The sequence below is a fragment of the Rhodococcoides sp. S146-33 genome, from assembly GCF_059489205.1.
Genome location: NZ_JCAJWY010000004.1, coordinates 208,135 through 230,009 on the forward strand (window position 1 = coordinate 208,135; position 21,875 = coordinate 230,009).

A 21,875-nucleotide genomic window follows, 5' to 3' on the forward strand; every position below is an offset into this window, starting at 1 on the left:
GACACTAACGAAAGACGGCGGCCCCGGAGTCCCGGAACCGCCGTCGTTCGCTGTGAGCGTTACTTCTCTTGTTCGCCCTCGGAAGAATCAGCTGCTTCGACCTCGTCGGGAGCATCGGCAGGGCTGCCGAACAGCTCTGCCGTGTCGACGCTGGCTCCGTTGGTGTCGGTCACCGTGACACGCTCGACGACCGAAGCAAGAGCCTTGCCGCGCTTGACGTCGGCGAACACGGCACCGAGCTGGTTGGCCTGCTGCACCTGCTGGATGAACTGCTCGGGCGGCATGCCGTAGCGCTGCGCCTGGAAGATGATCCGCTCGGTCAGCTCGTCCTGGCCGACCTGAGTGTTCTCGGCCTCGGCGATGGCGTCGAGCAAGAGCTGAGTGCGTACCGACTTCTCGGCACCCTCCTTGACGTCCTTGTCGAACTCCTCGCGGCTCGAACCCTGCGACTCGAGCAACTCGGCGAGCGCTTCCTCGTTGTGATCGAGACCGTGAATGGCCTCGTGCACCTGGGAATCGACCTCGGCCTTGACGACGGCCTCGGGAGCCGGAATCTCGAGCGTGTCGAGCAGCGTCTCGAGTACCTTGTCGCGGATCTGACCGGCCTGCTCGACCTTCGCGACCCGCTCGACACGCGTCTTCAGATCGGCGAGCAACTCGTCGAACGTATCGAACTCGCTGGCGAGCTGGGCGAACTCGTCGTCGGCCTCGGGCAGCTCGCGCTCCTTTACGGACACGACCTTGACCGTGACGACTGCTTCCTTGCCTGCGTACTCCCCGGCGACCAGGGTGGAGGTGAACTCCTTCGACTCGTCCGCGGAGACGCCGATGATTGCGTCGTCGAGTCCTTCGATGAGCTGGCCGGAGCCGACCTCGTGGGACAGTCCGCTCGCGGTTGCCTCTTCGACGTTCTCGCCGTCGACGGTGGCCGAGAGGTCGATCGAGACGAAGTCACCGGACTGGACGGGACGATCGACACCGGTCAGGGTGCCGAAACGCTGGCGCAGCGACTGCAGCTGCTCGTCGACGGCCTCGTCTTTGACCTCGAGCGGGTCGACGACGACGCTGATGGTCGAGTAGTCCGGCAACGCGATCTCGGGACGCACGTCGACCTCGGCCGTGAACGTGAGCTCGGTGCCGTCTTCGATCTTGGTGATCTCGATCTCGGGCTGGCCGATGACCTTGACCTTCTCGTTGGTCACGGCCTCGGAGTAACGAGCGGGAAGAGCGTCGTTGACGACCTGCTCGAGTACCGCACCGCGGCCGACGCGCGCTTCGAGCAACTTGGCCGGAGCCTTGCCGGGACGGAATCCGGGGAGGCGGATCTGCTGAGCCAAAGCCTTGTACGCGCGGTCGAAATCAGGCTTGAGCTCCTCGAAGGGCACCTCAACGTTGATACGGACTCGCGTCGGGCTCAGCTGCTCGACGGTGCTCTTCACGGGACATGCTCCTTCTGGTAATTCTTGCTTGCTGGTGGTGCGTACGGTGCTGGCTTGCGGTCTTACCTCGCTCACCGCGAACACGGCGAACCGTGCCTGCGGCCCTCATTTGTCGGGGTGACAGGAATTGAACCTGCGACCCTCCGCTCCCAAAGCGGATGCGCTACCAAGCTGCGCCACACCCCGTCGTACCCACACCATTGAACAGCAACCGATAGTAGCCCCTCATCGGCGCCCCACCGATGGCGTTCGAGCGAACCCGGCGCGGCATGCCGGTTTGGAATCCGGCAATGGCTTTGGGTACAGTCTTGAAACGCAGGCGACGGAACTGGCGATCCCACGACTGTTGTTTGCATGCCGATGTAGCTCAATGGTAGAGCCCCTGTCTTCCAAACAGGCTACGCGAGTTCGATTCTCGTCATCGGCTCCACCGAAAAAGCCCCGCACTGTCAGTGCGGGGCTTTTTCGTGTCCGCGTACCCTGAAACGGAGTCCGAATTGTCCGAACGAACCGGACATGCACCGTCGGCGGAAGGCCCGAAATGGAAATAGTCCTGATCGTCCTCGTCATCGCCGTAGTGGCCTTCTTGGTGCTGCGAAGCAAGAAGAACGCGGCTGCTGCGGCCGAGACTGCGCTGGCCGACGCCAAGGCCGACGCCCGCCAGTCGATCGAACGCCTCGGCGGCCAGGTCTACAACCTGGTCGGCACCGACACACCGTCCAAGCAGGCCCTGGCCGACGCGTCCGAGCGCAACATCGCCGCCGGGTCGCAGATCGACCAGGCCACTACCCCCGAACAGGCCCGACTGGCCAAGCAGACGGCGCTGGAAGGGCTGTACTACATCCGCGCCGCGCGCCTGGCGATGGGCATGGACCCCGGCCCGGAGGTGCAGGGCATCGACGGCCAGCAGCAGGCGGGTCGAGTCACCGAGGAGCGCAAGGTCGACTTCGAGGGCCGGGAGATCGCGGCTTCACCGGATCCGTCGGACCGCACCCCGAACTACTATCCAGGCGGCCGAGTTGCAGGCCGTCCGGTCCCTGCCGGCTGGTACTCCGAGCCGTGGTGGCGGCCCGCCCTGGTCGCCGGCGCGTGGGGAATGGGCTCGATGTTCCTGTTCTCGGCGATGTTCTCCGGCATGGCCGGAGTTCCGGACGAGACGGCGGCGGGCGGAGACATCGGAGCCGACGGCTCCGGCGATGGGTCCGGCGGCGACGACTACACCGGCGACGATGCGGGAGCGGGTAACGACGGCGGCGGATTCTTCGACGGCGGAGACAGCGGTGGCTTCTTCGACGGCGGCGGAGGCGGAGGCGATTTCGGCGGGTTCTAGGTGGCCTGACACACGGGGCACCAGAACAGGTTTCGCGCCTGCATCGTCGAGTGCAGGATTTCCGTGCCGCACACTCGGCACGGAAGGCCCTGCCTGCGGTAGACGTACGAGCGGGGTCGACGGGCACCGTAGGTGTCTCCGTGATCGTCCTCGGGCCGGATGGTGATGATGCGACCGCGTCGAACACCGATCTTCATCAGCTCGACGAGGTCGAACCAGATCGCGTCCCACTCTCCACGATCGAGGTCCTTCCCCGGTCGCATCGGATTGATCTCATGACGAAAAAGGATCTCGGCGCGATAGACGTTCCCGACACCGGCCAGCACCTTCTGATCCATCAGCAGAGTGCCGATTGCGGTGCGCGACTTGGAGATTCGTACCCAGGCGGCGTCGGAGTCGGCGTCCTTACGCAGCGGGTCCGGCCCCAGGCGCGCCACCAGGGCGTCGACCTGCTCTTCGGTATAGATCTCACAGGCGGTGGGACCGCGAAGATCGGCACCGAACTTCTCCCCCACCATGCGCAGACGCACAGCACCCACCGGATCGTCCAGTGGCACTGCATGTTCGGTGAACTTTCCGTACAGGCCGAGGTGAATGTGCACGATCAGATCGGTCTCGTAGCGGTGCAGCAGATGTTTGCCCCAGGCCTCGGCACTCTCGAGCACGAGTCCATCGATCAACGCGGCACCGGAGGTGAACCGTCCCTGAGGACTGCTCGCCTCGACCGGTGCCCCGCCGAACCGTCGTTGATGCAGCCGAGCGAGTCGGTGCAGGGTATGACCTTCGGGCACCTAGGCGGGCTTTCCCGGAACCTCGGGTGCCTCGCCACTACGCTCGTACTCGGACAGGATGTCGATGCGGCGCTGGTGGCGCTCTTCGCCCGAGAACGGAGTGCCGAGGAAAGCGTCGACGATGGCGAGCGCTTCGGGCAACGTGTGCATGCGGCCACCGATGCCGATGAGCTGAGCATCGTTGTGCTCGCGAGCCAGCTTCGCGGTCTCGACGCTCCACGCCAGTGCGCAACGAGCGCCCGGCACCTTGTTCGCAGCGATCTGCTCGCCGTTTCCGGATCCGCCGAGCACGAGGCCTCGGCTGCCCGGGTCTGCGACGACGCGACGTGCCGCGTCGATGCAGAAGGCCGGGTAGTCGTCGACGGGGTCGTAGTCGAAGGCACCGCAGTCGACGGGCTCGTGCCCGGTTGCCGTCAGGTGTTCGATGATCTGATTCTTGAACTCGAGGCCGGCGTGGTCGGCACCCAGGTATACGCGCATGCCTAGAGTCTGACAGGTGAACTCACGAGCCGAGAAATTCGCCGGTGTCGACGGTGCGAAGGGCGCGTGGGTCGTTGCGGTCTTCGACGGCGCGAGGCTGACGTGGAACGGGTGCACCTCTGTGGCCGAGGTACTGGAGCACACCCGAGACTGCGCGCGAGTGGGCGTCGACATGCCACTGTCTCTGCCTGCGGACGGGTATCGGATCAGCGAGCTGGAGGCGAAAGCGTTTCTCGGCCCGGCACGAAGCTCGATATTCCACACGCCCGTCGCCGGCGTTCTCGACGCTTCTACATACGAGCAGGCCTGCGCACTCTCGCGGAAGATCACCGGCAAGGCGATCAGCAAGCAGACCTGGCACATCCTGCCCGCTGTACAGGCATGGCGCGACGCGGAGTTCGATCCGGACATCTACGTCGAGGTACATCCCGAATGTTCGTTTCGGGCAATGTCACCGGCGACGACGTTCACATCGAAGAAGAGCGGCCGCGGCGTCGGACAGCGTTTGGCTGCGCTCGCGCGGTGGATCGAGCACCTCGACCTGGCAGATCTGCCGGCAGGACCCGCCGTCGACGACTTTCTGGATGCCGCCGCAGCCGCGTGGTCGGCCAGACGATTCCACGTCGGCGAGCACCGAGTGTTCGGTACCGCCGACGCGTCGGATCGAATAGTCGCCTGAGTCCCTCGTGCGTGAAAATTCGACTCCTGCTACGAATTTCCGCGCACGTGGGTGTGCACCCTCAATCGAACTGCGGGTCCTCGTCACGGGTGCGCTTGAGCTCGAAGAAGTGCGGGTACGACGCGAAGATCACCGAGGCGTCCCACAGCTTGCCCGCCTCCTCGCCCCGCGGGATGCGCGAGATCACCGGGCCGAAGAATGCGACTCCGTTGACGTGGATCGTCGGGGTGCCCACGTCCGGGCCCACCTTGTCCATTCCGGCGTGATGGCTGGTGCGCAGGTCCTCGTCGTAGTCGGTGCTCTCGGCTGCCTTCGCGAGATCGGCAGGCAGGTCCAGTTCGGCCAACGACTCCGCGATGACGACGTCGAAATCCTTGTTGCCCTCGTTGTGGATTCGCGTACCCATGGCGCTGTACAGCGGGGAGAGGATCTCGTCCCCCTTCAGCTTCGCGGCGGCGATCGCCACTCGAACCGGACCCCACGCCTTCTTCATCATCGCGGCGTATTCCTCGGGCAGATCGCGACCCTCGTTGAGCACGGCCAAGCTCATGACATGGAAGTTCACGTCGATGTCTCGTACCTGCTGCACCTCGAGAATCCAGCGCGAGGTGATCCAGCACCACGGGCACAGTGGGTCGAACCAAAAATCCGCGGTGTCTTTCTGTCCTGAACCGGCCACTGTCTACTCCTTGGAAGTCGAGGTCAACATCTCTTCTTGCGATAACAACCGCCCACCGCGCATACATTCCGCCCTACCGGTCGGCCAGCGCGAGCCACTCGTGACGTGATGGGATGGACGGCACTACCCATAACTACACGAAGAGGTGTCGACTGAAGTGGTTGCTCCCAACCTGACGCGTGACCAAGCCTCCGAACGTTCGGCGATCATCGGGGATACGAAGTACGCGATCGTTCTCGATCTCACCGACGGCGAAGGCAATCCGGGCGAGAAGACGTTCCGCTCGCTCACCACCATCACGTTCGCGGCCACCGCCGGATCGTCGACTTTCGTGGACATCGTTGCGGGCACGATTCGCTCCGCGACGCTCAACGGCACCGCCCTCGACACTGCGAACTACGACGAGTCGACGGGAATCGCCCTCGACGATCTGGCCGAACACAACGAACTCGTGATCGACGCGGACTGCCTCTACTCGCATACCGGCGAAGGCCTGCACCGATTCGTCGACCCGTCGGACGGTTCGGTGTACCTGTACTCGCAGTTCGAGACCGCCGACGCCAAGCGCATGTTCGCCTGCTTCGATCAACCCGATCTCAAGGCCACCTTCGACCTGAAGGTCACCGCTCCCGAGAGCTGGACCGTGATCTCCAATGCCGCGCACGGTGCCGAGCCTGCCGCCGGAGAGCACGTATTCGACACGACCCCGCTGATGAGTACCTATCTCGTCGCGCTGATCGCGGGACCCTACGCGGAGTGGACCGACTCCTACACCGACGAGCACGGCACCATTCCGCTCGGAATCTACTGCCGCGCAACGCTTGCCGAACACATGGACGCGGAGCGCCTGTTCACCGAGACCAAGCAGGGCTTCGGTTTCTACCACGAGAACTTCGGCACCCCGTACGCCTTCGGCAAGTACGACCAGCTCTTCGTGCCCGAGTTCAACGCCGGTGCCATGGAGAACGCCGGTGCCGTCACGTACCTCGAGGACTACGTCTTCCGGTCCAAGGTGACCCGCGCCTCCTACGAGCGTCGCGCCGAGACCGTGCTGCACGAGATGGCCCATATGTGGTTCGGTGACCTGGTGACCATGACCTGGTGGGACGATCTGTGGCTCAACGAATCGTTCGCCACGTTCGCATCGGTTCTCTGCCAGTCCGAGTCCACCGAGTACACGAACGCATGGACCACGTTCGCCAATGTCGAGAAGGCGTGGGCGTACCGCCAGGATCAGCTGCCCTCGACGCATCCCATCGCTGCAGACATCCCCGACCTCGCCGCGGTGGAGGTCAACTTCGACGGCATCACCTACGCCAAGGGCGCGAGTGTGTTGAAGCAATTGGTGGCCTACGTGGGCAAGGAAGACTTTCTGGCCGGGCTGCGGGCCTACTTCGTCGACCACGCCTTCGCCAATGCCACCTTCTCGGATCTGCTGTCCGCCCTGGAGAAGTCGTCGGGGCGCGACCTGTCCGACTGGGGCACACAGTGGCTGCGGACCACCGGCCTCAATACCCTGAGCCCGGACTTCGACGTCGATGCCGACGGTAAGTTCACGCGCTTCGCGGTTCGGCAGAGCGGTGCCGCACCGGGTGCAGGCGAGCATCGAGTGCACCGCATCGCCGTCGGCATCTACGACGACGTCGACGGCAAGCTGGTGCGCACCGACCGAGTGGAACTCGATCTCGATGCAGCCGAATCGACGAATGTCGATGCGCTGGTCGGCGTCTCGCGAGGCAAGCTGGTTCTGGTGAACGACGACGACCTGACGTACTGCGCGGTACGTCTGGATCCGGACTCGCTCGATACGCTCCTGTCTCGGATCGGCGACATCGCCGAACCACTCCCCCGCACCCTCGCGTGGTCGGCAGCGTGGGAGATGACTCGATCGGCCGAGATGAAGGCCCGAGATTTCGTTGCCCTCGTCCAGCGCGGGATCGGCGGCGAGACCGAAGTGGGTGTGGTGCAACGCCTTCTGCTGCAGGCACAGACCGCCATCACCAGCTACGCCGACCCGGCCTGGGCAGCCGAGCACGGCACCCCCGAGTTCGCCGACGCACTGCTCGAACTGGCCCGCACGGCCGAGGCAGGCTCGGATCATCAACTGGCCTTCGTCAACGCCCTCACCGGTATCGAACTCGGTGACCGCCACATCGAGGTGCTTCGCGCGCTCCTCGACGGCGATGTCGACGGGCAATCCCTGTCCGGCCTCGACGTCGACACCGATCTGCGGTGGCGAATCCTCACGGCGCTGGCCGGGGCCGGGGCGATCGACTCCGACGGGCTTGATTCGCCGGTCATCGATGCGGAAGCGAGCGCAGACAACACGGCCGCCGGAGCGCGGTCGGCTGCGGCTGCGCGAGCCGCGCGACCGAGCGCAGAGGTCAAAGAGCAGGCCTGGGCGACGGTCGTCGACGACGACTCGGTGCCGAACATCACGGCGCGCTCGATCATCGGTGGCTTTGCGGGACCCGGCCAGGGTGAATTGCTCGAGCCCTACGTCGCCCGCTACTTCGATGCCATCGAGGGGGTCTGGTCTCGTCGATCCAGCGAGGTTGCGCAAACCGTCGTGATCGGGCTGTACCCCTCCTGGTCGATCAGTGAACAGTCACTGGCGGCCGCAGACGGGTTCCTGGACGGCGAACTGCCTCCGGCGCTCCGTCGTCTGGTGATAGAGGGACGGGCAGGGGTCGTTCGGGCCCTTGCAGCGCGGGAGTTCGACGCGAGCTGATCGCTCCCACAGACGCGACCAGGGCCGGTCGCTTCACCTCGAGGTGAAGCAACCGGCCCTGGTCGTCAGAGCGCGCTCAGGAGTTGAGTGCGAACGCTAGGGACTGAGGATCGACGCAGCCATCACCCGCACGGAGGCAACCAGACCGTCGATCAGGTTGCCGTCGCGGAACGGGCCGAGAGCGGCGGTCACACCCAACTGCGCAACCCGGTCGGTCGCGCGGTTCGATACTCGCTTACCACTGCGAATCTCGAGGGCGTGCCGGTTGGGGTCGACGGCGATCAGAATCGATCGAACGGCGTCGGGTGTTCCCGGAAATACCGACTCGACACCTGCGGCCGGATCGTCTCCGAGATCACCGATGTAGATGTTGAACCGAATCTTGGTCTGCCGAGTCGCCTCGGTCAGCGCGTCGTCGAGGGCCACCAACTCCTGCGTCGCGAAAGGCAGGTGCTCCGGATTGACCGTCCCGAACTCGTGAGCAGCCGAGACGCGACCGCTCGCGGTCACAGCAGCCCCGAACGGCAGATCTTCTTCCCTGATGTCGCTGCGGACGAGTTCACCACTTGCCACTTGCAGCACCTCCGATCGAGTCGGCTGCGTCGGCATCGTGCGATCCGTGGCCTCCGAAGGGAGTCACCTCGTCCGTTGCGCTCCACAGCAATGGCTCGCGCGTCCACTCGTCCGTCAGTCGGTAGGGAGGAACATCCATACCGGGCTGCTTGTCGGTCAGGTAGGACAACGCGCCGATGATTCCGATCACCGCAGCCGGAATCACCCCGAAAATCAGCGTGGTCTCAAAAATGCTCACAGGGTGTGACGTTAGTCGACAATTGCGCGTCGGACCACGTCGGGCCCGGTGTTGTGACCGAAATGGTCACACCGGTCGACCGTCAGGCCGCACCCTCGCCGAGATACGCCAGCCAACTAGGGTCCAACTCCTTCGTCGTCGCCAACAGACGCCAGTGCGGGCCCTTCGGTGGCACCAGCTGCGCGCGCAGCGTCCACCCGATCTCGCTGAGGAGTTTGTCGGCCTTGCGGTGATTGCATGACGCGCAACACGCGACACAGTTCTCCCACGAGTGACCGCCCCCGCGGCTGCGCGGTACCACGTGATCGACGGTCTCGGCCTTGCTCCCGCAGTACGCACACCGGAAGCGGTCGCGATGCATCAGCGCGGCCCGAGTCATCGGCACTCGGGCGCGATACGGAACGCGAACGAAGGTCCGCAGCCTGATCACCGACGGCACCTGCACCGAGAACCCGGCCGATCGAATGAACGGTCCTTCCGGATCGTCGTGCACCACGTCGGCCTTGCCACAAACGAGAAGAACCACCGCCCGGCGCATCGGAAGCGCGGTCAGTGGTTCGAATGTGGCGTTGAGGAGCAGCACACGGCGCTTGACCCACGCCGGCACGGCGTCGTCGCCCGTGGCATCGTGGGCCGTCGGCACCACGCGCAGCGGAGAAGCCCCCGAGGCCGTCTCACGCTGGTCGTGCGCGATGCGGCCCTCAGTGGGCGGGAGTTGTCGGTGGCGATGTTGAGAGTTCTTCATGCGTTACTCCAGAAGCAGTCGGCGCCCGCGCATGGCTTGCGTGGAACACGATTCACAGTGGAACACGAATGCACCGCCCGCGCACAGCCTTTTTCTTCGCATTTCCTGTTGCCGATCGGTGAACATTTCGCATCGCCCCGCACGCGGCGGCCGAACGACACCGCCATGCGCTGCACGACTGGCGAGAATTCTGGGTCTCCGTAGACTTTTCGGGTGTCTGCATCAACCCTTCTGTCCGCATCACCCCTTTCCGAACCGTCGCTTCTGCGGGAGCTCGACACCCGAGCCTTCGAGCTGACCGATACCGGACGGGACTGGCTGGTGGATCGTCCGCTGCAAATTCTCGGCTACTTGATCCTGGCCGTCGTTCTTCGTCTCGTGCTGCACCGGATGATCGCGCGCTTCACTCGCAACGAAGTCGGTAAATCACCGATGCTGCTGAGGCCACTGCGGGACCGGTCATCCAGCTCCGTCCAGGGCGCGATCCTCAACGAGCGGCGAAAGCAACGCGCCAGCACGATCGGCTCGGTGCTCAAGTCCGCAGTCTCGGTCATGATTCTCACGTGGTTCGTGCTCTCGGTTCTCGACGTTGTCGGCGTCAACGTGGCACCGTTCATCGCGTCCGCGGGCATCGTCGGCGTCGCACTCGGATTCGGTGCCCAGAACCTGGTGCGAGACTTCCTGTCCGGAATTTTCATGCTGCTCGAGGATCAGTACGGAGTGGGCGATGTCGTCGACCTCGGTGAGGCCACCGGCACCGTCGAGAGCGTGGGTCTGCGGGTCACCACGATCAGAGATATCAACGGCACGGTGTGGTACTGCCGAAACGGCGAGGTTCTGCGCGTCGGCAACATGAGCCAGGGCTTCGCGGTCGCCGTTCTCGATCTACCCGTATCGCACACGGCGAACATCGAGCAGGCGTGCGAAGTGGCCGAACGCACCACTGCGTCGATGGTCGAGTCCGGCGATTTCGACAACGACATCCTCGAACCGCCCGAGCTGCTCGGAGTCAACGCGGTCACCGCAGACACCGTCACCATCCGCATCACGATCAAAACGCGTCCAGGACGCCAGTGGGCCGTCCAGCGTCGCCTTCATCAGGACATCCTCGAAGCATTCGACGATGCCGGCATCAAAGCGCCGTATGCGTTGGGCCGTCCGGGTGGGGTCGCGGCCGACTCCGGCTCCTGAGGGACAATGGTCGGTAGAAACGACGAGAAACAAGAAAGAGTGTGATGACCGAACCGCAGCAGACGTTCTACGACGCGGTCGGCGGGGCCGAGACGTTTCGCTTGCTCACAGCCAAGTTCTACGAGGAAGTCGCCAAGGACGAGATCGTGCGCCCGCTGTATCCCGAGGAGGATCTCGGGCCGGCCGAACGGCGGATGCGAATGTTCCTCGAGCAGTACTGGGGTGGTCCGCGCACCTACTCGGACGAACGTGGGCATCCTCGTCTGCGGATGCGGCACAACCCTTTTCGTATCGGACCGATGGAGCGAGATGCGTGGCTCCGATGCATGCACATCGCGATCGCGTCCATAGACGCGACGGTGTTGGACGCAGCACACCGCGCGCAGCTCATCGATTACATGGAGATGGCCGCGAATTCGATGGTCAACTCGGCGCTGTAGACAAAGCGGCCGGTTACAGCGATCCGACCCGCTGTGTGTTCGCTCCCGTCGAGCGGCTACCGAGTCGGGCACGCAGGCCTCCTGCAACCTTGAGCGCAAAGCTCAACGGCCGGGGCAGATGTTGCCGGAGGATGGCGTGTTTGCGCACGTAACTCTCCACGTGCCATTCGGTCCACGTGCCCGCGCGAAAAAGCGCCGCATCGCCCGCGACCAGGGTGCGCGGTGCGTGATCGTCACTCGAGACGGTCACCGAACCGTCCATGATGTGCACTATTTCGTCGACCGCGAAGAACCAGCGGAAGCGGCCGGCCGTGCAGTCCCAGACATTGGTGGTCGTCGTGCCGTCGGTGCTCTTGGACCACTCGGCGACGCGCGCGTGGGGACTACCTTCGAGAATCCAGGTCGGTTCGATGGGGCTGTCGGCGAGCGCAATATCTCCGAGCCGTACGGCTTCGATGGTCGACATCGTCATGGCGTGGGTCGCGTCCTCACCGTCGGGCGCGGCTCGACGCCGCTGCTGGTTTCCGATGCAGAACATACAACACTTTCCAAAGCCGCAGGCACGTGTCGGTCATGTGAATGAGCACAAAGCTTTACTCGGCGTTGACCCGGGGTGTCCGGTCGAGCCGACGCGAAACGCCCCTGAATCGTTGAACGGCCGGGCGTTTGGCACTATTGCCACTTGTGACCGATCCGATCGAGAGCTCCGAGTTGTTGTGGTGGCAGGACGCCGTCTTCTACCAGATCTATCCCCGGTCATTCGCGGACTCCAACGGCGACGGGGTCGGTGATCTCGACGGTATCCGGGACAAGCTCGGCTATCTCGAATTGCTGGGGATCGACGCCGTGTGGATCGGCCCCATCACCCGATCGCCCATGGCCGATCACGGATACGACGTCTCCGATCCCCGCGACATCGACCCCCTGTTCGGAAACCTCGAGATCTTCGATGCGCTGCTGGACGAAGCACATGCCCGCGACATCAAGGTCACGATGGATCTGGTACCCAATCACACCAGCATCGAGCACCCGTGGTTTCGATCGGCTCTGACGGCACCGCGCGGCAGTGCCGAGCGTGCGCGCTACATCTTTCGCGACGGCCGCGGTGACGACGGTGCACTACCGCCGAACAACTGGCCGAGCATCTTCGGTGGTCCCGCCTGGACACGGGTGGACGAGAAGGACGGCTCTCCCGGTCAGTGGTACCTGCACATCTTTGCGCCCGAACAACCGGACCTGAACTGGGACAACCCCGAGGTGTTCGACGACTTCGCGCGCACTCTCCGATTCTGGCTCGACCGAGGTGTCGATGGATTTCGCCTCGACGTCGCACACGGCATGGCCAAACCAACAGACCTGGCCGACATGAGTCTCGAACTCAACGCGCTGATGAAGAACGACGACGACGACCCTCGGTTCAACAATCCTCACGTGCACGACCTGCACCGACGCATCAGAACCGTCATGGACGAATTTCCAGGAACGGTGACCGTCGGCGAGATCTGGGTTCAGGACAATGTCCGGTTCTCCGAGTACATCAGGCCCGACGAGCTGCACCTGGGGTTCAATTTTCGTCTGGCAAGTGTCGATTTCGAAGCCGAAACCATTCGCGACGCCATCGCCAACTCGCTCGCCGCTGTCGAACTCGTCGACGGCACTCCGACGTGGACGCTGTCCAACCACGACGTCGAACGAGAGGTAACCAGGTACGGGGGCGGGGACGTCGGCCGCGCCCGCGCTCGAGCCATGATCCTGGTCGAATTGGCACTTCCGGGAACGATCTTCGTCTACAACGGTGCCGAGCTCGGGCTGCCCAACGTGCAGCTGCCCGACAACGCGCTCCAGGACCCGGTGTGGGAGCGCTCGGGGCACGCCGAACGGGGACGCGACGGATGCCGGGTGCCGATGCCCTGGGAAGGACACGAACCGCCGTTCGGGTTCTCCGCCACCGATCGAACCTGGCTGCCGATGCCGCCGGAGTGGGACGGGCACACCGCCGAAGCGCAACTCGAAGATGTCCATTCGATGCTGAGCCTGTACCGCACGGCGTTCGAGCTCCGCGCTCTGCGTCCGGAATTCACCGGTGCCGGAATCGATTGGTACGGCGCGCCCCCCGGCTGCTTGGCATTCCGTCGACGCGGCGGCCTCATCTGTGCCCTGAATGCATCCGACGAGCCGATCCCCCTGCCCCCTGGCGAGTTACTGCTTGCCAGTGCACCACTGGTGAACGGCCGGCTCGACGCCAACGCTGCCGCCTGGCTCGTCTAGCGCTCCACGGTCAGCGACAACTGGTGCCCCGCGCGGCGAACGTACACCGAACCGTGTCGGGCATCGAGGCGCAACCACACCCGCGAGACGCGTACCCGAACCACCTCGTCGGCGGCGATACGGTCCGGATCGACGTCGACAGTCATCGGGTCGCTGCCGCTGTGGGGAACGAATCCCATTGCCGTCAAGGCGAATACGGTACGCATCGAGATCGATACTTCGTCGACGTCGCCGGCGACATGCAACACCTCCTGTTCGAGCAGTGAGCTCGGCGGGCCATGGCTGCTACCGTGCTCCTTCGCCAGTGCCGCGCCGCGTTGCGCAAGCCCGACGAGTACCCGGGCGGGCACATCGTCGAGGTGCTCGAATCCGCTGTCCGGGGGTAATGCTCCACGCCATGCAGAGTCCATCGAGAATCCTGGGTCCACCACGCCGTCGCCCGCGTGCTGCAGCGCGGCTGCCAACACGTCTGCACCCGCGCACGTATCGTCGGGCACCACGGTGCCGGTGATCACGCGCGCCGCCAGGGCATCGAATCCAGTGCTCGCCCAACAGGACACGCCCCCGCCCGCTCGTGTTCTCATACGAATCACCGCCGCCTCGTCCAAGCGCAATGCCTTGGTGCAGAACGTCGCCAAGTTCTCTCGATCGACCGCGTCGGGAACGGTCAGTACGCGCTCATACACGCTGCCAGCTCACCAGAAACGCGCGCTCTTCCGGGGTGAGTCGGCGCAGCCGCTGCGCATCGATATCGAACGCTGCGATCTGCGTCGAGGCCACCACGGCCGCTGGAGTATCCAGCGACGCACCCTCCGCCCGCACCTCGTATCCCACGACGAAGTCCACCGCACGGACCGCATCGATCCACATGAACACATCCAGGGGGCCGTCCTCGTGTCGAAGCTGGCCTCGATACTTCACGTGCAGATCCGCGATCACCGCTCCGTGGCGCAGATTTGCCGTCGGCCTGCCGTCCACCAACAGCCATGGGATGCGAGCCTCTTCGAGGAGCGTCACCATCCGGGCATGGTTGATGTGTTGGTACACATCCATATCCGACCACCGCACATCCACAGCGGCATGAAAGCCCACCCGCTGGGTTGCAGGTCGCTTGTCGGACAGATGGTCGTCGGGCACACTCACGTGATCGTTTCCTCTTCTCGGTCGAGTGTCGCGGATTCCACTGCTCCGTATTCGGTCAGGGCATCATGTTGCGAACCTGGCGGGCGGCAACTGACAGCGTTGCCAGGTCCAGGGTTCCCGACTCGGCGATCTCGGTCAATGCGGCACGCGACCGCGCCAGGCGTGAGGAATTGGTCGATTCCCACTCCGCGATCTTCTCCGCCACCGACTCGTCCGGTTCGCCGCCGGCCAGCACGGCCTGCGTGATTCCGCGCAGCGAGGAATACAGGTCGTCGCGAAGAGCCAAGCGCGCCAACGAGTGCCAACGATCTCCGCGGGCCAGTTTGGAGACGGCCGAGAGCAGCCAGTCGATTCCGATGTGTGCGTCGAGAGCGAAATACAGCTCGGCCACTTCGGCCCCGTCTCGATCGACGATGTCCGCGATATCGATGATGTCGAGTAGGCAGTACACGTCGAGCAGTCCGTAGATGCTTCGGGCGAGCCCGACCGGTGCACCTCGTTCGATTGAAGCTGCCGACCGCACGTCCAGATCACTGGCCTGGTGCCCGGAGATCCACGTGGACACCGAGGGTTGCAGAGCCCGCACCTGACCGGCGTACCGACTGATCTCTGCTCCGACAGCCAGGGGCTGTGGGCGGTTGGCCAGCAGCCAGCGCGACACCCGGTCGAGCATGCGACGCGATTCGAGCAGCAATTCGGCCGAGACTGCAGTCGGCACATCCGCGGCCCGGATGGCATTCCACACCTCGTCGAGTCCGAAGATCTCGGTAGCTGCAGCGAACGCCCGAATGGCGTCGGTGCCCGCCGCACCGGAATCCTCGGTCAGCCTGTAGGGGAACGTGATTCCGCCGCAATCGATGGCCTCGTTCGCCAGTGTCGTCGCCACCAGCTGACGCCGGAGCGGGTGCGCCTTGATCGCCTCGGCGTACGGCTCCCGTAGTGGTTCGGGGAAGTACTTGGGCAACCGCGGAGCGAAGACGTCGCTGTCGGGCAGCTCGCTGTCGAGCAGTTCCGCTTCCAACGCCAGCTTCACATGCGCCATCAAGGTGGCGAGTTCCGGTGACGTCAGTCCTCGACCGTCCTGCTTTCGTCGGCGTAGATCGGCCTCTGCCGGCAGGGCCTCGAGCTCACGGTCGAGTCCCCGACGTACTTCGAGATCCTCGATCACCCGGCTGTGCACGGTGACGAGACTGGGCGCATCGAACCTGGACGTGCCGAGCAGTTCGTTCTGCATGATGTTGTCCCACAACACCAGTCGGCCCACCTCGTCGGTCATGGAGGCAAGCAGTTCGTCTCTGTCCGCACGTGCCAGGTTGCCGTTGGTGATGGCCGTCTCGAGCAGGATCTTGATGTTGACCTCGTGGTCGGAGCAGTCGACGCCCGCAGAGTTGTCGATGGCGTCGGTGTTGATCTTGCCGCCGGCTGCGGCGTATTCGATGCGCCCCAGAGCGGTGGCGCCGAGGTTGCCACCCTCCCCCACGACGGCGGCCCGTACATCGATTCCGTCGACGCGAACCGCGTCGTTGGCCTTGTCGCCCACCTCACCGTTGGTCTCGGTGGATGCCTTGATGTAGGTGCCGATTCCGCCGTTCCACAGCAGATCGGCGGGAGCCTTCAGAATCGCGTTCACCAGTTCCGGCGGAGACAACGACTCGACCGAGTCCCCGAGCCCGAGCGCCGCACGAGCTGCCGCGCTGATGGGGACCGACTTGCGCGTCCGCTCCCACACTCCTCCGCCCTCGCTGATCAGCGACGTGTCGTAGTCCGCCCACGACGACCTCGGCAACGCGAACAAGCGCTCTCGCTCGGCGAACGCCGACTCCCGCTCCGGGTTGGGATCGAGAAAGATGTGCCGATGATCGAAGGCGGCGAGCAGGCGAATGTGCCGGCTCAACAGCATTCCGTTTCCGAAGACGTCTCCGCTCATGTCGCCGACGCCGACAACGGTGAAATCCTGACTCTGCGTATCGATTCCGAGCTCGCGGAAGTGCCGCTTGACGCTTTCCCACGCGCCCTTGGCCGTGATGCCCATGGCCTTGTGGTCGTAGCCCGCCGACCCACCGGAGGCAAACGCGTCGCCGAGCCAGAACCCGTACTGCGCGGCAACGTCGTTGGCCATGTCGGAGAACGTTGCTGTGCCTTTGTCGGCGGCGACGACGAGGTAGGTGTCGTCTCCGTCGCGGCGCACGACGCCCTCGGGCACCGACACCGAACCTGTTGCACGATCGAGATTGTCGGTGATGTCGAGCAGCCCAGCGATGAACAATCGATAGCAGGCTTTGCCTTCCTCGGCGTATGCCTGGCGATCCGTGTCGGCATCGCCGGTGACCATCGGTGGTCTTTTGACGACGAATCCGCCCTTGGCACCGACCGGGACGATAACGGCGTTCTTGACCATCTGAGCTTTCGCCAGCCCGAGAATCTCCGTGCGGAAGTCCTCACGTCGATCCGACCATCGCAGGCCACCGCGGGCCACGGCACCGAACCGTAGGTGCACTCCCTCGACGCGGGGCGAGTAGACGAAGATCTCGAATTTTGGCTTCGGCTTGGGCAATTCGGCGATCGACTGCGGATCGAACTTGAGCGAGAGGTACTGACGACGGCCGCCGTCGGATCCCATCACGAAGTAGTTGGTGCGCAGTGTCGCGCGGATCAGCTCGAACATGCTCCGCAGAATGCGGTCGGCGTCGAGGCTGACGACCTGATCGATCAGCTCCCCCAGCTGGGTGCCGATCGTGTGCGCGTTCTGCTCGGAGCTCACCTCGGGGTCGAACTGCGCCTCGAACAAACCGACGAGCAGCCGGGCCGTGCGCGGGTGCGTCAGCAGTACGCCCTCGATGTTGAACTGACTGTAGGGAAAACCGGCCTGGCGCAGGTACTTCGCGTACGCACGCAACACCACTGCCTGCCGCCAGTGCAGGCCGGCGCGCATCACCAGTTCGTTGAACCGGTCCGCCTCGGCCTGCCCGCTCCACACCGCTGCGAATGCATCGGTGAAGCGGTGCTGAACCCGGCTTTCACGATCGGCGGTACCCGCCTCGGACAGCTCTGCGTCGATGTCGCCGTCGATCGCCGAGCGCAGCATCTCTCGTGAGGCCGACAGCCCGAAATCGTATATCCAGCAAGACATTCCGTCCGGTCGCACCACCGGGTAGGGCCGTTCGTCGTCCACCTCGACACCGAGGCTCTGCAGGATGGGCAACACCTGAGACAACGAGACGCCCGCGCCGCCGATGTACAGCGAGAAACGCCAGCTGCCCACCGCGGACTGCTCGTTGCGGTAGAGCTGCATGTCGATCGACTCGTCGCCGAGCGCTTCGAGGCGAGCAATGTCGGTCACGGCTCTTGCCGGACTGAAGTCCTGCTTGTAGGCCTCCGGGAACGCATCGGTGTACCGAGCGATACGCAACGGATCGACCGCCCGGTCGAGAGAGACGGCATCGCCGAGAGAATCTTCCCAGGTTCTGGTGGTTTCGGTGAGGGCCGTTTCGATCCGAGTGATGTCCTCGGTCGACAGCTCCGTCGCCGCTGTCCCGGGTGCCCGACGGACGGTGACGTGCAACAGCGCCAGATCCGATTCCGTCACGCGCGCTGTGTAATCGAGCGCCGTTCCGCCCAATTCGCGGAGCAATCGATCCTGGATGGCGAGACGGACACGGGTGGTGTAGCGATCTCGCGGCAGATACACCAGTGCAGAGACGAACGAGCCACTGGCGTCGGGCCGGACGAACAGCTTGACCTTGCGGCGACGGCCGAGAGCCAGTACAGCGCTCGCCGTCTCGAACAGCCACGACGCCGTCGTGGCGAACAGTTCCGAGCGCGGCATCGATTGCAGCACTTCGAGCATGGCCTGACCCGAGAAAGATCCGAGATCGTGGCCTGCGCGGGCTATCACCGAGCGCACCCGACGCTCGATGACCGGAATGTCGAGCACATTCTCGTGCAGAGCGGTCACGGTGAAGACGCCGACGAAACGATGTTCGGCGGAGTCCTCGGTGTCTATCACGCTGACGAAATAGGGGTAGACAGCGCGATGAACGGTGGCCGGATACGCACCCTGAGTCAGCGCAACCAGATCGCGATTACCTACCGGCTCGGGTCCGTCTCCGTGCTGCGCTGCATCGCGCATGACACCGAGGCTGCTCGATGCCACGCCCGTCGCCGTGCGGGCACCGTCGTCGCCGGCGATCGTGTACCGGCGATAGCCGAGCAGTGTGTAGTGGCCGTCGCCCAGCCAGCGCAGCAGAGCAGCCGCGTCATGGTGCTCCACCGCCGACTCGGAGCCGTCGTCTCCCACGGTGTCCAGTCGATCTGCGACAGCACCCTGTACCCGACGCATCTCCTCGGTGTCCCCGACGACCTGGCGAACGTCGGCCAGGACTCGACTCGTATCGTCTACCAGCCGGGCCAGGACGTCGTCGGGTGTGGACGGGTGCAGCTGCACATGTATCCAGGATTCCGCCACGCCGTCGGGGCGGAGTCCGACGAGCACTCCCTCGTTGTTCCGATCGACCGAAAGGATGGGGTGCACCACGTCGGTGTATTCGATGCCGAGGCGCGCGAGCAGCGACATGATCGACTCGATGAGCAGCGGCATGTCGTCGGTGACGATCTGCAGGTAGCTTCCGGCCGCCTGATGGGCGGCAGAGTCCGACTCACTCGGGCGGTGGACGGCCACATTCGCAGTGTGCGGCTGCCGGAGGGCGGCGAGTCGAACATGTCTCCGGAAGGACGTGATGTCGGGGGTGTGCGCCGATACGCCGACTGCGGTGGCGTCGGTGTGCTCGAAATACTCCGCACGCAGTGTCGCCAACTCGGCCACAAGCCTGTCGTCGAGCCCGTCGGCCCAGTCGTCGTCGGTCAGGTCCAGCGAGCGTGACATGTTTTCGAGTACTCCCTCGTGAGGATCTCCCGACGCCCGCCGATCGCCGGTCGTCGATGACCCCTCGACCCTAGTGCGGAAGACCCTGTAACCGCAGAGATCTCGCGAACCAGCGCGTCAGGCTCTGTCGGTGTGCAAGTACGTGCTCAGCATGGTTCGTTCGGACTCGCTCAGGGGCCGCGACGAGGACATCTCGAGGTCGAAGGCAACCATCCGCGCCTCCGCATCCGCGCACGTCGTTCCGTCCCGATCGGTCACCACGTGCCGGACGGCGTAGGAGGTAGTCCCGACGCGGCTGATCCACAGCTCTATCGTCAACGGTCCCGAGTCGTCGAGTATCGGATGCAGGAAATCGGTGGTGAGCTTACGAACCACCGCTGCGCCCCTTTGCCCCGAACCTCCCAAGACCGCGTTCAGGAACTGAACGCGGCCTTCCTGGAGGTATTCGACGAACCGGGTGTTGTTGACGTGCCCGAGGCGATCGGAGTCTCCCCACCGCACCTGGAGAGTGCAGGTGAAGGTCTTTCCCGACATGTCAGTCCCTGGTGAGCTTCCGGTGGGTGACGCGGTGCGGACGTGCAGCGTCGGGCCCGAGACGCTCGACCTTGTTGGCCTCGTAGCCCTCGAAGTTGCCCTCGTACCAGTACCACGCTGCCTCGTTGTCGCCGAAGCCACCTTCCCACGCCAGGATGTGGGTGCAGGTGCGGTCCAGGAACCAGCGATCGTGCGAGATGACCACAGCGCAACCGGGGAATTCTTCGAGCGCGTTCTCGAGCGATCCGAGCGTTTCGACGTCGAGGTCGTTGGTCGGCTCGTCGAGCAGGATCAGGTTGCCGCCCTGCTTGAGCGTCATCGCCAGGTTCAGACGGTTGCGCTCACCACCGGAGAGCACTCCGGCAGGCTTCTGCTGATCGTGGCCCTTGAATCCGAACGAGCTGATGTACGCGCGGGATGGGAACTCGGAGCTGCCGACGGTGATGAAGTCCAGTCCGTCGGAGACCGTTTCCCAGACCGTCTTCTTCGAGTCGATGCCCGAGCGGTTCTGGTCGACGTAGCTGAGCTTGACGGTCTGTCCGATCTTGACCTCGCCGCCGTCCGGCTCCTCGAGCCCGACGATGGTCTTGAACAGCGTCGTCTTACCGACACCGTTGGGTCCGATGACGCCGACGATGCCGTTGCGCGGCAACGTGAACGACAGATCCTTGATCAGCACGCGTCCATCGAAGCCCTTGTCGAGACTCTTGACCTCGACCACGACGTCGCCCAGGCGCGGCGGGTTGGGGATCTGGATCTCGTCGAAGTCGAGCTTCCTGGTCTTCTCGGCCTCGGCCACCATCTCGTCGTAACGAGCCAGACGAGACTTGCTCTTGGCCTGACGCGCCTTGGCACCGGAACGAACCCAAGCGAGTTCGTCCTTGAGGCGCTTCTGCAGCTTCTGGTCCTTCTTGCCCGAAACCTCGAGACGCTCGGCCTTCTTCTCCAGGTAGGTGGAGTAGTTGCCCTCGTACGGGTACAGGTGGCCGCGGTCGACCTCGGCGATCCACTGCGCGACGTGATCGAGGAAGTACCGGTCGTGAGTGACGGCGAGGATGGCGCCGGCGTACGCGGCCAAGTGCTGCTCGAGCCACAGCACACTCTCGGCGTCGAGGTGGTTGGTGGGCTCGTCGAGCAGCAGCAGGTCCGGCTTGCTCAAGAGCAACTTGCACAGCGCCACGCGGCGCTTCTCGCCACCGGAGAGGTTCGTGACGGGAGACTCGGGCGGCGGGCAGCGGAGCGCGTCCATTGCCTGTTCGAGCTGGGAGTCGATCTCCCAGGCGTCGGCGTGGTCGAGCTTCTCCTGCAGCTCGCCCATCTCCTCCATCAGCTCGTCGGAGTAGTCGGTGGCCATCAGCTCGGCGATCTCGTTGTAGCGCTTGAGCTGGACCATCGTTTCGCCGAGACCGTCCTCGACGTTCTCGCGGACGGTCTTGGTGTCGTCGAGAACCGGCTCCTGCATGAGGATGCCGACCGATGCACCGGGAGCGAGGAACGCCTCGCCGTTTCCGGGCTGATCGATTCCCGCCATGATCTTGAGGATGCTGGACTTACCGGCGCCGTTGGGGCCGACGACGCCGATCTTCGCTCCGGGATAGAAGCTCATCGTCACGTCGTCGAGGATGACTTTGTCGCCGTGCGCCTTGCGCACCTTCTTCATGGTGTAAATGAATTCAGCCATGAGTCCCAGCTTATCGGTGCGAGCGCGTCCGAACACCATCGCCCGAGAAGG

General features: G+C 64.4%; 19 protein-coding genes and 2 tRNA genes. 7 read left to right on the top strand and 14 right to left on the bottom strand.

The features are described 5' to 3' along the window. Positions 1 to 59 precede the first annotated feature (59 nt). Both tig and AC5WEY_RS18815 read right to left on the bottom strand, forming a co-directional pair. Entirely contained in the window at positions 60 to 1,439 is a 1,380-nt protein-coding gene (tig, locus tag AC5WEY_RS18810) for a trigger factor (RefSeq protein WP_495647040.1), read from the bottom strand. A gap of 112 nt (positions 1,440 to 1,551) precedes the next feature. Further along, positions 1,552 to 1,625: transfer RNA gene (locus AC5WEY_RS18815), tRNA-Pro, on the bottom strand. A gap of 170 nt (positions 1,626 to 1,795) precedes the next feature. Between AC5WEY_RS18815 and AC5WEY_RS18820 the strand changes: the two genes are divergently transcribed. Then, positions 1,796 to 1,869 (top strand) — tRNA-Gly (locus AC5WEY_RS18820). Positions 1,870 to 1,980: 111 nt separating this feature from the next. Beyond that, a complete protein-coding gene (locus AC5WEY_RS18825) occupies positions 1,981 to 2,769 on the top strand; it encodes a DUF1542 domain-containing protein (RefSeq protein WP_495647041.1) in 789 nt (262 codons plus the stop codon). Here the strand turns inward: AC5WEY_RS18825 and AC5WEY_RS18830 are convergent. Both AC5WEY_RS18830 and AC5WEY_RS18835 read right to left on the bottom strand, forming a co-directional pair. Then, positions 2,766 to 3,560, bottom strand: coding sequence for an Fpg/Nei family DNA glycosylase (locus AC5WEY_RS18830; RefSeq protein WP_495647042.1), 795 nt, complete (start codon positions 3,558 to 3,560; stop codon positions 2,766 to 2,768). The two genes, AC5WEY_RS18825 and AC5WEY_RS18830, sit on opposite strands and share 4 nt — an antisense overlap. After that, positions 3,561 to 4,040: a ribose-5-phosphate isomerase gene (locus AC5WEY_RS18835; RefSeq protein WP_032379225.1), complete on the bottom strand. Its 480-nt coding sequence runs from the start codon at positions 4,038 to 4,040 to the stop codon at positions 3,561 to 3,563. 16 nt (positions 4,041 to 4,056) lie between these two features. Here AC5WEY_RS18835 and AC5WEY_RS18840 point away from each other — a divergent pair, with 16 nt between their 5' ends. Continuing rightward, positions 4,057 to 4,719: a DUF429 domain-containing protein gene (locus AC5WEY_RS18840; RefSeq protein ID WP_495647043.1), complete on the top strand. Its 663-nt coding sequence runs from the start codon at positions 4,057 to 4,059 to the stop codon at positions 4,717 to 4,719. Positions 4,720 to 4,780: 61 nt separating this feature from the next. Here AC5WEY_RS18840 and AC5WEY_RS18845 read toward each other — a convergent pair whose 3' ends face one another. Beyond that, entirely contained in the window at positions 4,781 to 5,398 is a 618-nt protein-coding gene (locus AC5WEY_RS18845; RefSeq protein ID WP_057479859.1) for a mycothiol-dependent nitroreductase Rv2466c family protein, read from the bottom strand. A gap of 157 nt (positions 5,399 to 5,555) precedes the next feature. Here AC5WEY_RS18845 and pepN point away from each other — a divergent pair, with 157 nt between their 5' ends. Next, entirely contained in the window at positions 5,556 to 8,129 is a 2,574-nt protein-coding gene (gene pepN / locus AC5WEY_RS18850) for an aminopeptidase N (RefSeq protein ID WP_495647044.1), read from the top strand. 96 nt (positions 8,130 to 8,225) lie between these two features. Here the strand turns inward: pepN and AC5WEY_RS18855 are convergent, their stop codons facing one another. The 3 genes from AC5WEY_RS18855 to AC5WEY_RS18865 all read right to left on the bottom strand — a co-directional run bounded on the left by AC5WEY_RS18855 (position 8,226) and on the right by AC5WEY_RS18865 (position 9,685). After that, complete coding sequence (locus AC5WEY_RS18855) at positions 8,226 to 8,702, bottom strand: DUF5130 family protein (protein ID WP_495647045.1); 477 nt, start codon at positions 8,700 to 8,702, stop codon at positions 8,226 to 8,228. Beyond that, positions 8,689 to 8,940 carry an aa3-type cytochrome oxidase subunit CtaJ gene (ctaJ, locus tag AC5WEY_RS18860; protein ID WP_057479856.1) on the bottom strand — a complete coding sequence of 84 codons (252 nt, stop codon included), beginning with the start codon at positions 8,938 to 8,940 and terminating at the stop codon, positions 8,689 to 8,691. The genes AC5WEY_RS18855 and ctaJ overlap by 14 nt, the downstream gene beginning before the upstream one ends. 82 nt (positions 8,941 to 9,022) lie before the next feature. Next, positions 9,023 to 9,685, bottom strand: coding sequence for an HNH endonuclease (locus tag AC5WEY_RS18865; protein WP_196249161.1), 663 nt, complete (start codon positions 9,683 to 9,685; stop codon positions 9,023 to 9,025). Positions 9,686 to 9,949: 264 nt separating this feature from the next. On the opposite strand from AC5WEY_RS18865, the gene AC5WEY_RS18870 reads away from it, so the two are divergent. Next, on the top strand, positions 9,950 to 10,876 hold the full coding sequence (locus AC5WEY_RS18870) for a mechanosensitive ion channel family protein (protein ID WP_495647170.1): 927 nt from the start codon (positions 9,950 to 9,952) through the stop codon (positions 10,874 to 10,876). 44 nt (positions 10,877 to 10,920) lie between these two features. Further along, positions 10,921 to 11,316: a globin gene (locus tag AC5WEY_RS18875; protein WP_495647046.1), complete on the top strand. Its 396-nt coding sequence runs from the start codon at positions 10,921 to 10,923 to the stop codon at positions 11,314 to 11,316. 13 nt (positions 11,317 to 11,329) lie between these two features. Here the strand turns inward: AC5WEY_RS18875 and AC5WEY_RS18880 are convergent, their stop codons facing one another. Beyond that, the gene (locus tag AC5WEY_RS18880; RefSeq protein WP_495647171.1) at positions 11,330 to 11,788 is read right to left on the bottom strand and encodes a cupin domain-containing protein; all 459 of its coding nucleotides are present in this window, start codon (positions 11,786 to 11,788) and stop codon (positions 11,330 to 11,332) included. A 212-nt stretch (positions 11,789 to 12,000) separates the two neighbouring features. Between AC5WEY_RS18880 and AC5WEY_RS18885 the strand changes: the two genes are divergently transcribed. Beyond that, complete coding sequence (locus AC5WEY_RS18885) at positions 12,001 to 13,584, top strand: glycoside hydrolase family 13 protein (protein ID WP_495647047.1); 1,584 nt, start codon at positions 12,001 to 12,003, stop codon at positions 13,582 to 13,584. Here AC5WEY_RS18885 and AC5WEY_RS18890 read toward each other — a convergent pair. From AC5WEY_RS18890 to ettA, 5 genes are all read right to left on the bottom strand, one after another. Beyond that, entirely contained in the window at positions 13,581 to 14,270 is a 690-nt protein-coding gene (locus tag AC5WEY_RS18890; protein WP_495647048.1) for a DUF8010 domain-containing protein, read from the bottom strand. The two genes, AC5WEY_RS18885 and AC5WEY_RS18890, sit on opposite strands and share 4 nt — an antisense overlap. After that, positions 14,263 to 14,727: an acyl-CoA thioesterase gene (locus AC5WEY_RS18895; protein ID WP_495647049.1), complete on the bottom strand. Its 465-nt coding sequence runs from the start codon at positions 14,725 to 14,727 to the stop codon at positions 14,263 to 14,265. Before AC5WEY_RS18895 ends, AC5WEY_RS18890 begins: the two co-directional genes overlap by 8 nt. Before the next feature lie 55 nt (positions 14,728 to 14,782). Then, on the bottom strand, positions 14,783 to 19,609 hold the full coding sequence (locus tag AC5WEY_RS18900) for an NAD-glutamate dehydrogenase (RefSeq protein WP_495647050.1): 4,827 nt from the start codon (positions 19,607 to 19,609) through the stop codon (positions 14,783 to 14,785). A gap of 117 nt (positions 19,610 to 19,726) precedes the next feature. Further along, entirely contained in the window at positions 19,727 to 20,143 is a 417-nt protein-coding gene (locus AC5WEY_RS18905; protein ID WP_495647051.1) for an acyl-CoA thioesterase, read from the bottom strand. A gap of 1 nt (position 20,144) precedes the next feature. Continuing rightward, on the bottom strand, positions 20,145 to 21,824 hold the full coding sequence (ettA, locus tag AC5WEY_RS18910) for an energy-dependent translational throttle protein EttA (protein ID WP_032402531.1): 1,680 nt from the start codon (positions 21,822 to 21,824) through the stop codon (positions 20,145 to 20,147). Positions 21,825 to 21,875: the final 51 nt, after the last annotated feature.

Excerpts from the sequence above, each read along its gene's own strand:
- AC5WEY_RS18865 (WP_196249161.1), bottom strand. The coding sequence starts at position 9,685 with ATGAAGAACTCTCAACATCGCCACCGACAACTCCCGCCCACTGAGGGC.
- AC5WEY_RS18825 (WP_495647041.1), top strand. The coding sequence starts at position 1,981 with ATGGAAATAGTCCTGATCGTCCTCGTCATCGCCGTAGTGGCCTTCTTG.
- ettA (WP_032402531.1), bottom strand. The coding sequence starts at position 21,824 with ATGGCTGAATTCATTTACACCATGAAGAAGGTGCGCAAGGCGCACGGC.
- AC5WEY_RS18900 (WP_495647050.1), bottom strand. The coding sequence starts at position 19,609 with ATGTCACGCTCGCTGGACCTGACCGACGACGACTGGGCCGACGGGCTC.
- AC5WEY_RS18835 (WP_032379225.1), bottom strand. The coding sequence starts at position 4,040 with ATGCGCGTATACCTGGGTGCCGACCACGCCGGCCTCGAGTTCAAGAAT.
- AC5WEY_RS18875 (WP_495647046.1), top strand. The coding sequence starts at position 10,921 with ATGACCGAACCGCAGCAGACGTTCTACGACGCGGTCGGCGGGGCCGAG.
- AC5WEY_RS18905 (WP_495647051.1), bottom strand. The coding sequence starts at position 20,143 with ATGTCGGGAAAGACCTTCACCTGCACTCTCCAGGTGCGGTGGGGAGAC.
- AC5WEY_RS18880 (WP_495647171.1), bottom strand. The coding sequence starts at position 11,788 with ATGACGATGTCGACCATCGAAGCCGTACGGCTCGGAGATATTGCGCTC.